Source organism: Henriciella aquimarina (assembly GCF_002088975.1).
Taxonomy (GTDB): domain Bacteria; phylum Pseudomonadota; class Alphaproteobacteria; order Caulobacterales; family Hyphomonadaceae; genus Henriciella; species Henriciella aquimarina.
The window spans coordinates 1-14,999 of the sequence record NZ_NCST01000017.1; the positions used below are offsets into that span (position 1 = coordinate 1).

Sequence of the window (14,999 nt, forward strand, 5' to 3'; positions counted from 1 at the left end):
ATCAGCCGGTTTTCCAGCCCGGCCTGGCGTTCCGGCGTGTCGATGGCTTCGGCCTCGCACTCGCGCCGCCACAGCACCTCGACCAGCGGCAGCGAATGATCCAGCGCCTGGCGCATCGCCTCCGGACCGGACTGGCGGATCAGGTCGTCCGGGTCCATGCCCTCCGAGAGCAGGCAGAAGAAGAGCGAACGGCCCGGCTCAAGGTGCGGCAGCGCACGCTCGATGGAACGGTAGGCGGCGCGCAGGCCGGCGGCATCGCCATCGAAACAGAGCACCGGCTCCGGCCCGGCCCGCCAGAGGAGGCCCAGCTGGTCTTCTGTCAGCGCGGTGCCGAGCGGGGCGACGGCATAGCCAAAGCCGGCCTCGGCGAGCGCGATGGCGTCCATATAGCCTTCGCAGACGATCAGGCCGCCTTCATCGGTGTTGCCGAACGCCTCGCGGGCCTCCTTGTAGCGATAGAGCACCCGGCCCTTGTGGAAGAGCTCGGTATCGTTGGAATTGAGATATTTCGGCTTCGCATCGGGCTGCAGCCCCCGCCCGCCAAAGGCGATGACCTGCCCCCGGATGTCGGTGATCGGGAAGATGACCCGCCCGCGAAACCGGTCATAAGGCTCCCCGCCGCCCTCTTTCTGGACCGCCAGGCCAGCATCGAGGATTTCCTTGATGCCGAAGCCTTCGGCCTTCAGGTGGTCGATGGTCTTGCGCCAGTCATCGGGGGCATAGCCCAGCCGATGGCGCGCCCAGGCCCCGGCGCCGAGGCCACGGCCTTCGAGATAGGTGCGCGCTTCGGTGCCCTCGGCCGCGCGCAGACGGTCCTCATAGAACCGGCAGGCCGCCTCGCAGCATTCCTGCAGCCGCTTACGCCGGTCATAGGTCTCCTCATCGGCGGCCGTCGGCTTGGGCAACTCCATACCCACTTCCTCGGCAAGCTTCTCGACGGCTTCCATGAAGGAGAGCCGCTCGGTTTCCATGACGAAGGAAATGACATCGCCGCCAATGCCGGAGGAGAAATCCTTGAAGATGCGCTTCTGGTCGTTGACGTAGAAGCTCGGACTTTTCTCATTGGTGAAGGGCGAGAGGCCCACCCACTCCTTGCCCTGCTTCTTCAGCTTAACCTTGCGCCCGATCACGTCTGACGGGCGCACGCGCGCTTTCAGCTCTTCGACAAAACCATCGGGGATACGGACGGATGCGGCCATCGGCAGAGTGTAACGCGAGAGAGGGGTTCGGCGCTACAAGCCATTGCGGCAAAGACAGGTTTGCGTCTGCCACTCACTCGCTGCCGCCCGAACAATCAGATCTGGCGCAGCCAGGGTCCCCGCAATGGCAGACGCAACACTGGGCGGGCGCTCAGGCCCGTTGCCTGTGATGAAAATGCGTTAACCAGAGGGACGTTCCGCGACGGAAGGCAGCCGCCTGGGCAAAAAACTGTCGGAATGACTGAAAAGAGCGCCTAGCGCAGGGCGCGGCGGACGGCCTGGCCGGCAGTGCCGGTGTCGATGCGGCCCGGATAGCGGCTCTGGAGCTCGGCCATGCAGCGGCCAACATCCTTGAGCTTGCTCGCCTCGAGGTCTTCCACGACGGAATCGACGGCATCTTCGAGGGGCTGGCCTTCAAGCGGACGCGGCAGGAAAGCCTGGATAATCTCCATTTCCTCACGCTCGCGCTCGGCATCGCTGATGCGGCCGGCCTCGTCATATTCGCGTGCGGACACCTCGCGCTGGGCGACCATCGTTTCGAGGAGCTTATGGACTTCCTTGTCCTCACAGCCTTCACATTTGCCGTTGGTGCGGGCCGTCACGTCGCGGTCGCGCATGGCGCATTTGACCAGACGCAGAGTGCGGGCCCGGATTCCCCGCGGGTCATCCTCTTCGGCTGAATGGAGGGCAGCGATTATCCGATCGCGAACGGTGGTGGAAGCAGAAACGTCTACGTGTCCCATACCCGATACTTTTCACATGGACCAGCCGCTTGACGGCTAGGTCGCTGCACGCCTATCTCGCGCCAACATTGCCGGTCTATAGTGACCGAAACCCTAATGGCGCCTGACAGGACGCGAGGAGATACGCTCATGGCCGATGGAAATCAAGACAAGACTCCAGCCACGGGTGCAATCGCTCTGGCGGACGGAACGGTTTTCCTGGGTTATGGTTCCGGGGCGCCGGGCATTGCCGTCGGCGAACTGTGCTTCAACACCTCGGTCACAGGCTATCAGGAAATCCTTACAGACCCCTCCTATGCCGGTCAGGTCGTGCTGTTCACCTTCCCCCATATCGGCAATGTCGGGGCCAATCCGGACGACCATGAAGAAGCCTCGCTTCCTGCAGCAAAAGCAGCGACAGGCGCGGTTTTTCGCGAACCGATCACCCCGCCCTCGAACTGGCGCGCCAAGGACCACTTCGATGCCTGGCTGATGAAGAAGAACATCACCGCCGTCTCCGGCGTCGACACCCGCGCCCTGACCCGCATCATCCGCGAGAAAGGCATGCCGAAATGTGCCGTCGCGAATTCCCCTGAGGGGCGAATTGACGTGGACGCGCTGATCGAGGCCGCCCGCGCCTGGGAAGGCCTGGAAGAGGCCGATCTGGCGCTCGATGTCGTCGGCGACGCCTCTTATGACAATTCCCAGCGTCTGTGGGACATCACCAGCGGCTTTACCGACAATGACCAGACCGACTTCCACGTCGTCGTGCTGGACTATGGCGTGAAGAAGAACATCCTGCGTAACCTGGCCAATGTCGGCGCGCGGGCGACCATCGTGCGCGGCGACACCTCTTATGAAGAGATCATGAAGCTGAATCCCGACGGCATCGTGCTCTCCAACGGCCCCGGCGATCCGGCGGCCACGATCAAGCGCTGCGACGACACGATCAGGAAGCTCATCGACAGCGGCAAGCCGCTGCTCGGCATCTGTCTCGGCCACCAGCTGCTCGCGCTGGCGCTGGGCGCGAAGACGAAAAAGATGCCGCAGGGCCATCATGGCGCCAACCATCCGGTGAAGGATTTCGAGACCGGTAAGGTCGAAATTGTCTCCATGAATCATGGCTTTACGGTCGATGCCGAGACGCTGCCTGAAGGTGTCGAGGAGAGCCACAAATCGCTTTTCGATGGCACCAATGCCGGCCTTCGTGTAAAGGGCAAGCCGATCATCTCTGTCCAGCACCACCCGGAGGCGAGCCCCGGCCCGCAGGACAGCTTCTATCTCTTTGAGCGGTTTGCCCGCCTCATGAAGGACCAACAGAGCTGAACGCCATCTGTCTCGCGCCGGGCGACAACCGCCTGGGTGCCATCGCCGACGATCTCTCAAGCAAGGGCTGGAGCTGGCAGCCGGGGCTTCTCCCGGAAACGCTGACGCGTGCCCTGCGCGAGGAGCTTGTCGCCCGCGACGCCGCCGCCGACCTGGCCGCCGCCGGGATTGGCCGCGAAGAGGATTTCCAGGTCGCCCGCGACATCCGCCGCACCCGCATCACCTGGTTCGACGGCTCCACCCCGGCCCAGCGCGACTTCCAGATCTGGACGGAAGCCCTGCGCACAAGCCTCAACCGGGACCTGATGCTCGGCCTGTTCGAGATGGAAGTCTGCTTTGCCGTCTATCCGCCGGGCGGCTTCTATGAGCGCCACCTCGACAGCTTTGCCGGCGCGCGAAACCGTGTCGTCTCTCTTGTGGCCTATCTCAATGAGGACTGGGACGAGGCCCGCGGCGGCGCGCTGGCCGTCTGGCCGGAAGGCGCCGGCGAGGATGAGCCCCCGGCCGCGCGGGTCATTCCCCAGCCGGGCGGGGTCATGCTGATGCTGTCGGAAGCCATCCCGCACGAAGTGGAAGTGACCCACGAGAAGCGCCTCGGCCTCGCCGGCTGGTGGCGGGTCAACCAGTCCGGCATGGACCGCATCGACCCGCTGAGCTAACCCGGACAGCCGCTCGGAGAGCCCGGCCGCAAGAGCGGCCAGGCCAGGTGCGATTTATTCAGGGTACTGAACCGTCTCGGTGATTTCAGCGCCTTCCGCTCCGACGCTCACCTTCGCATCGTCGAAAGTGGGTTGCTTGCGCAGGCCCGAGCCGTTGCTGACCGCCCAACCCTCGGCAGGCTTGCCATTCTCTCCGATATCGAAGGCGCCATTCCCGTTCAGATCATGCCAGATCGAAACAGAGTATTCGCCTTCCGGCAGATCGAAGGTGAAGCTTTGCGTGCCGGCCTCGGGATCTTCGACAATCTCGCCGTCGACTCCCTCCCATTTCATGAACTGCTCTTCCGTCTGAACGCTCACGTAAAGTTTCGCATCGCGATCCTGCACGCCGGTCAGCGTCACCGTGAGCGGGGCCGCGAAGGCCGGCGCGGCAAACAGCGCCATGGCGGCGGCAGCGAGCGGGAAAATATGAGGTTTCATTGCGGTGATCCTTTCTCTGCAATGTACTTTGTATTTCAAAGTTACTGGGCAGAGTCAAGCAAGCTTTGAAAAACAAAGTCACATCACACCGCTCGAAAGCGGTGTCAGATTGACGGAATGAACTGAGGTGCGATCGAACCGCACACGCTCTCAGCTCAGCCTAGTCGTGGAGCCCGCAGGCGGAAGCCGGCAGCGGGCTGAGGATCAGCTGCCGCGCGGTCGGAATGGAGACGCTGCGCACGAGATAACACCCCGTCAAACGCATGCGCGCCCAGTCCTGCGGTGCCTCGCCGCCCGAGACCGGGCTGTACTCACAGGACAGGCCATTGGCAGCATGGTCCTGCGGATCGCCCAGATGCACATTCATCAGGAGGTGGTTGGAGCCGGTCGGCACCGAAACCTCGTCCACGCCCTCGATCATGCCGAACTCGCAGGTCTGCGGCGTGGTGAAGTTGCCATCGCTATCGGTCACGCCCGGCCAGGCGAGCGGCAGCATGTCGAGATCGAGCAGGACGACATCGCGGTCTTCCAGCTCTTCAAGCCCGGCCAGCGCCTCAAATTCAGCCTCGCCGGGCAGGTCACCCTCGACCACTTTCACCGGCGCGGACTGCGCAGTCGCCGCCCCGCACACAATCATGGCCGCTGCTGCCCCTGTCAGGCTTTTCCACATGGCGCGTCCCCTTCTTTCTCGACTGGGGCCAGTCTAACCCGCCGAATAAGGCACAGGAAAGGCCGTCAGGATGGCAAGGCCCCGCAGCGCTCTCTGTATTTCTGGAGATAATCCGGCATCCATTCACGGAAATTCGCCGCGCGGGTTTCAGACGCCGGGTGGGTCGACAGCCATTCCGGCGGGCGCTCGCCGCCCAGCTGGCCCATCCGCTCCCAGAGCTCCGGCGCCTCGCGCGGGTCGTAGCAGGCGCGCACCAGCAGTTCGAGACCGATCCGGTCGGCCTCTGTCTCATGCTTGCGCGAGAAGGCCATCAGCCCGCCCTGCGCAGCCACGCCCATGGCCTGCATCACCATCTGGCGCTGGCTCGGATCCATGTCGCTCAGGCCGACACCGACAGCGGCCATGCCGAGCTGGGCAAGCTGGCCCTGGCTCATCCGCTTGGCCCCATGGTGGGCGAGCGCATGGCCGATCTCATGGCCCATGACGACGGCGAGCTTGTCGGGATCGTCCAGGTCGGCCGGGGTGACGAGGCCATTATTGTCGCCGGTTACATCGAGAATGCCGGTATAGACGGCGACATAGCCGCCCGGCAGGCAGAACGCGTTCGGCTGGGCGGACTCGATGACATTGTAGGCCCAGGCAAAATCGTCGGCGACGGGGGTAAACTCCCAGCCCTCATCGCGCAGGTCCTGCTCATAACCGATGGCGGCCGCCTGCAGGCGCGCACCGATTTCGCGCACGGTCGTGACGATCTCGCGGGCATTCGCATCACACGGTGAATTGTCCTGCAGGCACAGCACATTGCCGCGCGCCTGCTGCAGGATCTGCACATAGGACTGTTCGCCAAGCTGGCTCGCCTGGTCAACCGAGATCGTATTGAACTCGCTCTCGCCGGAGAACGGGTTCACTTCCTGATTGGAGAAGTAATAAACAGCCAGCCCGAAAAGGGCGACGACGATGATGGCCCCGCGTTTCATAAGCGTCCCTCCCGCGCAATCCAGACACGTCGGCATGAAACTAGACCCGATTGGCGATGGTTGGAAGCGTTGACAGCGACCGGCCAAGCCGCTTCTGCTCCAAACGGTCATGAGTGAGACCGAAACGACAGACGAGACGGCACAGAGCCAACCGCAGGGCAGCAAACTGCCGAGCAAGATCATCGATGTGCTCGCGGAATGGACGCTCTATGTCTCTGCCGCCCTGATCATCATGGGGATTTCCCAGCCCTCCATCATGAAGCCGAACACGATCGGGCTGCAGATCGAATACAATCTCTGGGGCGTCGTGCGCACCCTGTTCGAGTTCGACCTCGTCTTCATGGGCGTGGTCGTCATCCTTTTTTCCGGCGTTTTCCCGCTTTCGAAGTCCCTGCTGGCGGCGATCATCTTCCGGCGCGGCGCCCCGCCCTCGCCCGGCCTGGCGCATTGGCTGAACCTGCTCGGCAAATGGTCGATGCTGGACGTTTTCCTGGCCGCCCTGCTCATTGGGCTGTCGCAAACCATGGCCTATGTCGGCTTCTTCCCGCGCATCGGGCTCTATTATTTTACCGCCGGCGTGGTCTTGAATAACCTTGCGACACTCAGGCTCTCCTTTTCACGATGGAAACCGGACCCTAGATAGAACGCCATGACAGACCAAGCCGAACACAAGCCGAAGCTCGAAATCCGCGTCGTCCCGACGACGCCGCTGCAGCAAAACACATCCCTCATCTGGTCGATCGAGACCAAGGAGGGCGTCTTCGTCGATCCCGGCGGGGATATCGACAAGCTGATGGGCGCCGCCGAGGAGTTCGGCGTGAAGATTGTCGGCGTGTGGCTGACCCATGGCCATCTCGACCATGCCGGCGCGGCCGCCGAAGTGCGCGAGCGCACCGGCTGCGAGATCATCGGCCCGCACAAGGACGACCAGTGGCTGCTCGACACGATCGAGGAACAGGGCGCGCGCTATGGCCTGACCGATGGCCGCAATGTCACGCCCGACCGCTATCTCGAGGATGGCGACACGCTGGAGCTGGACGGGGTCAAGTTCGGCGTCGCCCACTGCCCGGGCCATACACCGGGCCATGTCGTCATCTATAATGAGCCGGCCCATCTCGCCTTTGTCGGTGATGTGCTGTTCCAGGGCTCCATCGGGCGGACCGACTTTCCGCGCGGCAATCACCAGCAGCTGATCGACTCGATTACCTCGAAGCTCTGGCCGCTTGGCACCGATATGCGCTTCATCCCCGGCCATGGGGCCATGAGCACCTTCGGCCAGGAACGCCAGAACAACCCCTTCGTGGCGGATGCGCTCACCGGCTATGCCGGCGCCGCGACAGGCACTGCCAACGAGATCGACCAGAAGCTCGCCAAGCGCTGGAGCTAGGGCCCGCCCTGCCCTCATCCTGAGCGACGCCGAAGGTCGAGGGCAGACGCGTTTCCAATTTTGACCTTGGGGCATGCGCTGACGCGGGCGCCGTCTCGCGCTACCCTCGCCGAATGGACCTTTCGACAGACCCAAAGCTCGAAGATTTCCGCGCAGAGGTGCGCGCCTTCTTCGCTCATGATTTCCCGAAGGACATTCTGGAGAAAGCCCGCCGCGGCGCGTCTCTGACGACAGAAGACGTGCGCAAATCCGAAAAGGCCCTCGGCGACAAGGGCTGGCTGGCAGCCGCCTGGCCGGTGGAGCATGGCGGGCCAGGCTGGTCGCTGGAAGAGCAATATGTCTTCGACGAGGAGCTGGAACGTGCCGGCGTACCGACCGTCACGCCGATGGGCGTCATCTATGTCGGCCCCATCCTCTACACCTTCGGCACCGACGCGCAGAAAGAGCGCTGGCTGCCCGGCATCCGCGAGGGCCGCGAAGGCTGGGCACAGGGCTATTCCGAACCCGAAGCCGGCTCCGACCTCGCCTCGCTGCAATTCTCCGCGGTGCGCGAGGGAGATGAATACGTCCTCAACGGCACCAAGATCTGGACGTCGGCGGCCCAGCATGCCGACTGGATCTTCTGCCTCGCCCGGACCGACAATTCCGGCAAAAAGCAGGAAGGCATCAGCTTCATCATTTCCGAGATGGACCGGCCCGGCATCACTGTCACGCCGATCATCACCATTGACGGCAAGCATGCGCTGAATCAGGTCACTTTCGAGAATGTCCGCGTGCCGGCCGATTACCTCATCGGCGAGGAAGGCAAGGGCTGGACCTACAGCCAGTACCTGCTCGGCCATGAGCGCACCTCGTATGCCCGCATCGGCGGCAAGCGCAAACAGCTCGCCCATCTGCGCGAGATCGCCTCGGCCGTCCCGACCGGCGGCAATTCCCGGCTGATCGACGACCCGGCCTTTGCCCGCAAGCTGACCGAGGCCAACCTGGCCGTCGACGCGCTGGAGATGACGGTGCTGCGTGTGCTCTCGGCGGTGAAGGATGGCGGGGCGCCCGGCAAGGAAGCCTCCATCGTCAAGGTGCTCGCCACCACGGCGGCCCAGCAGATCACCACCCTCTATCTCGATGCGGCAGGCCTGAACGGCGTGCGCGGCTTTGCCGATTCCGTCACGCCCGGCTGGCTGGCGGATGATCCGAGCGCGGCGTTCGCGGCGCCGGGTGTCTCCACCTATTTCGGCACGCGCGCGCAGTCGATCTATGGCGGGACGAACGAGATCCAGCGCGGCATCATCGCCAAGCGTGTGCTGGGCCTCTGAAGGCGCGCTCCTGAGGCGGTCAGAAAAGCCATACGCTTCAATCGCCTGACTGACACAAAACCTTTCTGATTTTTCAGCTGCATAGCAGGAAAAAAGGCGGAACCCACCGCAGACCATGACGTTGATCCTGCGCAAAACAGAAAGGGAGAGTCCCTATGAAGACCCTCATCACGACGAGCGCAATTGCAGCGACTGGCCTTTTCATGGCCGCTTGCACACAGAGTGGCTACACAGAACGCAACGCCGCCGTTGGCGCAGGCCTCGGTGCGGCCGCAGGCGCTGTGATCGGCAATAACACCGGCGACGGTGACGCAGGCAAGGGTGCCGCAATCGGCGCAGCTGTCGGTGGCGCAGCCGGCGCAGCCAAGGGTTGTACGGAAGCAGCCGACTGCGACACGCCCGGTGTTCGCGACCAACCTGATGAGAAGGATAGCGATGGTGACGGCGTCGTCGACGCGAATGACCGTTATCCCTACGATTCCCGCAGCTGGTAATCCAGGCGGTACATAATTCCTGCCTTACCATTCCCCTCCCCCAAGGCAGGTCAAAAGCCCCCGCATTCACGTCCCCGAATGCGGGGGTTATTTGTGCCCGGAAGACAGGCAGACCGGCACCTCCAGCCAAGCCGGCATTTGCCGGTGCTTGACGTGACCGCCAAAGCGACAGAGTGGCCCTGAAAGCTTCCAGAGCGCCGTGCGCCGCCATTCACCATTCGGGAGACAGAACAGATGCCCCGCTCACGCTTCTTCCTCGTGCTTGTTACAGGTCTCGGCCTTGCAGCCTGCGGACAGGAAACCGGCCCGTCGCAGGCTGACCGGGCCTGTGCTGTTGCGGTGGACCTCGCCGCCGACCTGCTTCCGGAAGAAGGGCTCTCGACCGTCACCAGCATCAAGGCCGGGATGAGCGGGCAAGCCGTTTCCTGTGCGGTGACGACCGAGCAGACCAGCCTTATGGTCGATGCCACGGTGTCCTGCGAGGGCGACGAGCCGCAGTCTCTCGAAAGCTGCACGGTGATCGACGGCGTCCAGCGCATGGACGGCACGCCGATTTATCCCTGATTTGTAATTGAAAAATAACGATATTCGCCGATAGGCTGTGCATGTCACGGCGAATAGTGGAAATCGATTCATTGAGGGGACTGGCGGCCTTTGGGGTCGCCTTCGGCTTTCACGCGAATTATTTCCTGGACGTGCCAATGCTGCCTTGGGTGGCGGAACGCGGCTGGACCCTGGTTGATCTCTTCTTTGTGATTTCAGGCTATATTTTTGCCCATCTCTATTCCGCCAATATGCCGGACGGGCGAACATTCGCCATACGCCGGTTCGCCCGGCTTTACCCGCTGCACATCGCCATGTTCGTGCTGACAGCCCTGCTGCTCAGCTTCCTGCCGCCCCTCGAGCCCAAGCCAAGCGCATCGTCCTTTCCCTTCGCGCTGCTCAATGTCGTCATGCTGCAGGAGCTCGGCATTGTTCGTAATTTCAACGTTCCGGCCTGGTCGGTCTCCGTTGAGGTCTATTGTTACGCCGTCTTCTTCCTGGCGGTGCGCCTTCGGATGCTCTGGCCTCTGGCGTTTGTGATCGTTCCCGGTGCCTTGCTGTTCACCGCCGTTGTCCCCTACCTGGAAGACCGCGTGCTGAGAGGCCTTGTGGGTTTCTTTGCCGGAACGCTGATCTGGAAATTCCGCCCGTCCATATGGTTCGCCCCTCTGCTTGCTATGGCAGGACTTTTCCTGGATCCGGGGCCACTGAATCCTGGAAGCTTTTACGCCATAACCCTGTGGCCCGCTGTCCTGATCGTGGCGCTGAAACTCCCGCAGCTGGGTCATTCCTGGCTACAATGGCTCGGTGAGCGCAGCTACAGCCTCTATCTCTGCCATTATCCGGCGATGATGGCCCTCGCGGCCGTAGGGGTCCCCTTCCCGCTCATGGTCCCCCTCATACTCGCCCTGGCAGACAGGCTTTACGTCTTGCTGGAAATGCCCGCACAGGCTGCAATCCTGCGCCATACAAGAAAATCGTCCGTACAACCCCCAGTGGCGTCATAGGCGGTTTCCTCTCACCCATAAGATCATGATGGGAGCGCCGGCGCATCGGCCCGGTTTGCGACAAATCCGATTGGTATACAGTTTTTGCGGCGGACTGACCTTGCCGACACCCTCGACTCCTCGCTATAGCGCACGCGTTTGACTGGCGGTCATGAAAAGCGAGGAAAGACGATGCCAAAACGCACCGATATAAAGTCCATCCTCGTCATTGGGGCCGGCCCCATCATTATCGGCCAGGCCTGCGAGTTCGACTATTCCGGTGTTCAGGCCCTCAAGGCACTCAAGGCGGAAGGCTTCCGGGTCATCCTGGTCAACTCCAACCCCGCCACCATCATGACGGATCCTGACCTGGCGGATGCGACCTATGTCGAGCCGATCACCCCGGCTTTCGTCGAGAAGATCATCCAGGCCGAGAAACCCGACGCCATCCTGCCGACCATGGGCGGCCAGACCGCACTCAACTGCGCCCTCGACCTCTACCGCGACGGCACGCTGGAAAAATACGGGGTCGAGCTGATCGGCGCACGCGCCGACGCCATCGAGATGGCCGAAGACCGCAAACTCTTCCGTGAAGCGATGGACCGGATCGGCCTGGAAAACCCGAAAGCCGCGATTGTCGCCGCCCCCGAGATCAAGAACGAGGCCGGCAAGATCACCGGCTATGACCGGATCGAGGGCCTGAAGCGCGCCATGGACGTGCTGGAAGAGGTTGGCCTGCCCGCCATCATCCGCCCGGCCTATACGCTCGGCGGGACCGGCGGCGGTGTTGCCTACAATGTCGAGGAATATGAAGAGATCGTGCGCTCCGGTCTCGCCGCCTCGCCCGTCGGACAGGTCCTGGTCGACGAAAGCCTGCTCGGCTGGAAGGAATTCGAGATGGAGGTCGTCCGCGACAAGGCGGACAACTGCATCATCATCTGCTCCATCGAAAACATCGATCCGATGGGCGTTCACACCGGCGACTCCATCACCGTCGCCCCGGCGCTGACGCTGACCGACAAAGAATACCAGCTGATGCGCAACGCCTCGATTGCGGTGCTGCGCGAGATCGGCGTGGAAACCGGCGGCTCGAACGTGCAGTTCGCCGTCAATCCGGACAATGGCCGGCTTGTCGTCATCGAGATGAACCCGCGCGTCTCGCGCTCGTCCGCTCTGGCCTCGAAGGCGACCGGCTTCCCGATTGCCAAGGTCGCCGCCAAGCTCGCCGTCGGCTATACGCTGGACGAGCTGACCAATGACATTACCGGCGTCACCCCGGCCTCGTTCGAGCCGACCATCGACTATGTCGTCACCAAGATTCCGCGCTTTGCCTTCGAGAAATACAAGGGCTCCGAACCGGTTCTGACGACGGCGATGAAATCCGTCGGCGAGGCCATGGCCATCGGCCGCAACTTCCAGGAAAGCCTTCAGAAGGCGCTCTGCTCGCTCGAAACGGGCCTGACCGGCCTGAACGAGACCGAGGAAACCGGCAGCGACGCCCTGCACTCTGCGCTCGCCCGCCCGACGCCGGACCGGCTGCGCCATGTCGCCCAGGCCCTGCGCGAAGGCTTCAGTGTCGAGGAGATCTACAAGATCACCGGCATCGACCGCTGGTTCCTGCGTCAGATGGCCGGGCTGATCGAGACCGAGGACGACATCCGCCGCCACGGCCTGCCGGACAACAAGCACGACCTGACCACGCTCAAGGGCATGGGCTTTTCCGATGCCCGGCTGGGCGAGCTCACCGGCCAGAGCGAGAAATCCATCCGGGTGAGCCGTCACAAGCTGGGCGTGCGTCCGGTCTACAAGCGCATCGACACCTGCGCGGCCGAGTTCGAGGCGAAGACGCCCTATCTCTACTCGACCTATGAACACCCGCCCTTCGGCCAGGAGAGCGCCGATGACGAGGCGAATATCTCCGACCGCAAGAAGGCGATCATCCTCGGCGGCGGCCCGAACCGGATCGGCCAGGGCATCGAGTTCGACTATTGCTGCTGCCACGCCGCCTTCGCCATGGAAGAGGTCGGCATCGAGTCGATCATGGTGAACTGCAACCCCGAGACGGTCTCGACCGACTATGACACCTCCGACCGGCTCTATTTCGAGCCGCTGACCGAGGAACACGTCACCGAGATCATCGCCAAGGAACAGGGCGCTGGCGAGCTGGCGGGTGTCATCGTGCAGTTCGGCGGGCAGACGCCGCTGAAACTCGCCACGCCGCTGCACGAGGCCGGTATACCGATCCTCGGCACCAGCCCTGTCTCCATCGATCTTGCCGAAGACCGGGAGCGCTTTGCCACCGTGCTCGACAAGCTCAACATGCAGCAGGCCCCCTCGGCCACGGCGCGCTCCGAAGAGGAAGCCCTCGAAAAGGCTCGCGCGCTCGGCTATCCGGTGATGCTGCGGCCGAGCTTCGTGCTCGGTGGACGCGCCATGGAGATCTGCCGCGACGATGCCGACGTCAAAGCCTTCGCCAAGGAAGCGATGAAAGTCTCCGGCGACCAGTCGCTTTTCCTCGACCGCTATCTCAACGATGCCATCGAGGTCGATATCGATGCGCTCTGTGACGAGACGAACGTGCATGTCGCCGGCATCATGGAGCATATCGAGGAAGCCGGCGTGCATTCCGGCGACAGTGCCTGTGCCCTGCCGCCCTACACGCTTTCGCCCGAAACCATGAAAGAGCTTGCCGCCCAGGCGAGCGCGCTGGCGCGTGAACTGAAAGTCCGCGGTCTGATCAACATCCAGTTCGCCGTGAAGGACGACCAGATTTTCGTGCTGGAAGCCAATCCGCGCGCCTCGCGGACCGTGCCCTTCGTGGCCAAGGCCGTCGGCGCGCCGATCGCCAAGATCGCCGCCAAGGTCATGGCCGGCGCGTCGCTGACCGATTTCGACCTGTCGAACGCCAAACCGCGCCGCGTCGCCGTGAAGGAAGCCGTCTTCCCGTTTGCCCGCTTCCCGGGCGTCGACCCGGTGCTCGGCCCGGAAATGCGCTCGACCGGCGAGGTCATGGGCTGGGATGACAATTTCGGCGCCGCCTTCCTGAAGTCGCAGACCGCTGTCGATGTCCACCTGCCGACCGAAGGCACGGTCTTCATCTCGGTTAAGGACAGCGACAAGGAAGCGGTTGTCTCCGCGGCCCGCGAGCTGGTCGACTTCGGCTTCGACATCGTCGCGACCAGCGGCACGGCGACCTTCCTGGAAGGCAAGGGCCTGCCGGTGGCACGCATCAACAAGGTGATCGAAGGCCAGCCGCATATCGTCGACCGGATGATCAATGGCGGCATCCAGCTCGTCTTCAACACGACCGAAGGCGCCCAGTCGCTCAAGGACTCCGCCTCGATCCGGCGCATGGCGTTGACGCGGAAAATTCCCTATTATACGACCCTCGCCGCTTCACGGGCCTCCGTGCAGGCGATCCGGGCCCTGCGTGAACGCGATCTCACTGTGCGGCCCTTGCAGAAAGCCTGAACGCTTACCACTTGACGCCAATCGCGTTTGGACAGACGCTAAACGTTTACAAAGACGGTTATCCAGAACATGCAAAGAACACCCATGACCGCCGAAGGGCATGCCGCCCTCGACGCAGAGCTGAAGCATTTGAAGTCAGTCGAGCGCCCCGCCGTGATTGCCGCGATTGCGGAAGCACGCGAGCATGGCGACCTGTCGGAAAACGCCGAGTATCATGCGGCGAAGGAAAAGCAGAGCTTCATCGAGGGCCGCGTGGCCGAACTCGAGGACAAGCTTGCTCGCGCCGAAGTCATCGATGTGACCAAGCTGAAGGGGGACAAGGTCGTCTTCGGCGCGACCGTCACGCTGATCGACGCCGACACCGAGAAGGAAGCGACATACCGCATCGTCGGTGAGGACGAGGCCGACATTGCCGAGAGCAAGGTCTCCATCACATCGCCCATCGCGCGCGCTCTGATCGGCAAGTCGGTCGGTGACGAGGCGGAAGTCGCTGCCCCGGGCGGCGCCCGCGTCTACGAAATTGCCGCTGTCGAATTCAAGTAAGACCGGCTCCAGACACGTGTGAGGCGCCGGGTCCGGATGGGCCCGGCGCCTTGCTTTTTCAGACCGGATGAAGGCCATCGCGTGCAAGTTTCCGGAAAAACTGGCAATCTCCCCTGAGACACGAATCGCGAGGCGTGCCGACCTGCCATGACGACGTCCCCACCGAAAAAGTCGACTGCCCCGCAAGTGGGCCCGTCCGTCTGGGCGGTTTCGGACGGTCGCGCCGGCA

Annotated in this window: 15 protein-coding genes; 10 read left to right on the top strand and 5 right to left on the bottom strand. The window is 63.0% G+C overall.

Features of this window, described 5'->3' with window-relative positions:
* Both dnaG and B8784_RS01615 read right to left on the bottom strand, forming a co-directional pair.
* Positions 1 to 1,199 (bottom strand): DNA primase (gene dnaG / locus B8784_RS01610; protein WP_084395877.1); only part of this gene is annotated, 1,199 nt, incomplete at its 3' end.
* 254 nt (positions 1,200 to 1,453) lie between these two features.
* Complete coding sequence (locus B8784_RS01615) at positions 1,454 to 1,942, bottom strand: GatB/YqeY domain-containing protein (RefSeq protein ID WP_084395878.1); 489 nt, start codon at positions 1,940 to 1,942, stop codon at positions 1,454 to 1,456.
* 129 nt (positions 1,943 to 2,071) lie between these two features.
* On the opposite strand from B8784_RS01615, the gene carA reads away from it, so the two are divergent.
* Together carA and B8784_RS01630 are read left to right on the top strand one after the other, a co-directional pair.
* Positions 2,072 to 3,247, top strand: coding sequence for a glutamine-hydrolyzing carbamoyl-phosphate synthase small subunit (carA, locus tag B8784_RS01620; protein ID WP_084395879.1), 1,176 nt, complete (start codon positions 2,072 to 2,074; stop codon positions 3,245 to 3,247).
* A gap of 305 nt (positions 3,248 to 3,552) precedes the next feature.
* Positions 3,553 to 3,906: a 2OG-Fe(II) oxygenase gene (locus tag B8784_RS01630; RefSeq protein ID WP_084395881.1), complete on the top strand. Its 354-nt coding sequence runs from the start codon at positions 3,553 to 3,555 to the stop codon at positions 3,904 to 3,906.
* 54 nt (positions 3,907 to 3,960) lie between these two features.
* On the opposite strand, the gene B8784_RS01635 is transcribed toward B8784_RS01630, so the two are convergent.
* The 3 genes from B8784_RS01635 to B8784_RS01645 form a co-directional block, all read right to left on the bottom strand.
* A complete protein-coding gene (locus B8784_RS01635) occupies positions 3,961 to 4,386 on the bottom strand; it encodes a DUF2141 domain-containing protein (protein ID WP_084395882.1) in 426 nt (141 codons plus the stop codon).
* 160 nt (positions 4,387 to 4,546) lie between these two features.
* Positions 4,547 to 5,056 carry a hypothetical protein gene (locus B8784_RS01640; protein WP_084395883.1) on the bottom strand — a complete coding sequence of 170 codons (510 nt, stop codon included), beginning with the start codon at positions 5,054 to 5,056 and terminating at the stop codon, positions 4,547 to 4,549.
* Positions 5,057 to 5,121: 65 nt separating this feature from the next.
* On the bottom strand, positions 5,122 to 6,033 hold the full coding sequence (locus B8784_RS01645; protein WP_084395884.1) for a M48 family metallopeptidase: 912 nt from the start codon (positions 6,031 to 6,033) through the stop codon (positions 5,122 to 5,124).
* Between the two features lie 109 nt (positions 6,034 to 6,142).
* On the opposite strand from B8784_RS01645, the gene B8784_RS01650 reads away from it, so the two are divergent.
* The 8 genes from B8784_RS01650 (at position 6,143) to greA (ending at position 14,770) form a co-directional block, all read left to right on the top strand.
* The gene (locus B8784_RS01650) at positions 6,143 to 6,676 is read left to right on the top strand and encodes a paraquat-inducible protein A (protein WP_084395885.1); all 534 of its coding nucleotides are present in this window, start codon (positions 6,143 to 6,145) and stop codon (positions 6,674 to 6,676) included.
* Between the two features lie 6 nt (positions 6,677 to 6,682).
* Positions 6,683 to 7,420, top strand: a complete 738-nt coding sequence (locus B8784_RS01655; RefSeq protein WP_084395886.1) for an MBL fold metallo-hydrolase — start codon at positions 6,683 to 6,685, stop codon at positions 7,418 to 7,420.
* Between the two features lie 113 nt (positions 7,421 to 7,533).
* Positions 7,534 to 8,733, top strand: coding sequence for an acyl-CoA dehydrogenase family protein (locus B8784_RS01660; RefSeq protein ID WP_084395887.1), 1,200 nt, complete (start codon positions 7,534 to 7,536; stop codon positions 8,731 to 8,733).
* A 155-nt stretch (positions 8,734 to 8,888) separates the two neighbouring features.
* The gene (locus tag B8784_RS01665; RefSeq protein WP_084395888.1) at positions 8,889 to 9,227 is read left to right on the top strand and encodes a YMGG-like glycine zipper-containing protein; all 339 of its coding nucleotides are present in this window, start codon (positions 8,889 to 8,891) and stop codon (positions 9,225 to 9,227) included.
* Positions 9,228 to 9,461: 234 nt separating this feature from the next.
* The gene (locus B8784_RS01670; protein WP_084395889.1) at positions 9,462 to 9,791 is read left to right on the top strand and encodes a hypothetical protein; all 330 of its coding nucleotides are present in this window, start codon (positions 9,462 to 9,464) and stop codon (positions 9,789 to 9,791) included.
* Between the two features lie 41 nt (positions 9,792 to 9,832).
* A complete protein-coding gene (locus tag B8784_RS01675; RefSeq protein ID WP_084395890.1) occupies positions 9,833 to 10,777 on the top strand; it encodes an acyltransferase family protein in 945 nt (314 codons plus the stop codon).
* A gap of 171 nt (positions 10,778 to 10,948) precedes the next feature.
* Entirely contained in the window at positions 10,949 to 14,227 is a 3,279-nt protein-coding gene (gene carB / locus B8784_RS01680; protein ID WP_084395891.1) for a carbamoyl-phosphate synthase large subunit, read from the top strand.
* 69 nt (positions 14,228 to 14,296) lie between these two features.
* Positions 14,297 to 14,770 (top strand): transcription elongation factor GreA, encoded by a 474-nt coding sequence (greA, locus tag B8784_RS01685; protein ID WP_084395892.1) that lies wholly within the window; start codon positions 14,297 to 14,299, stop codon positions 14,768 to 14,770.
* The last annotated feature ends 229 nt before the right edge of the window (positions 14,771 to 14,999 follow it).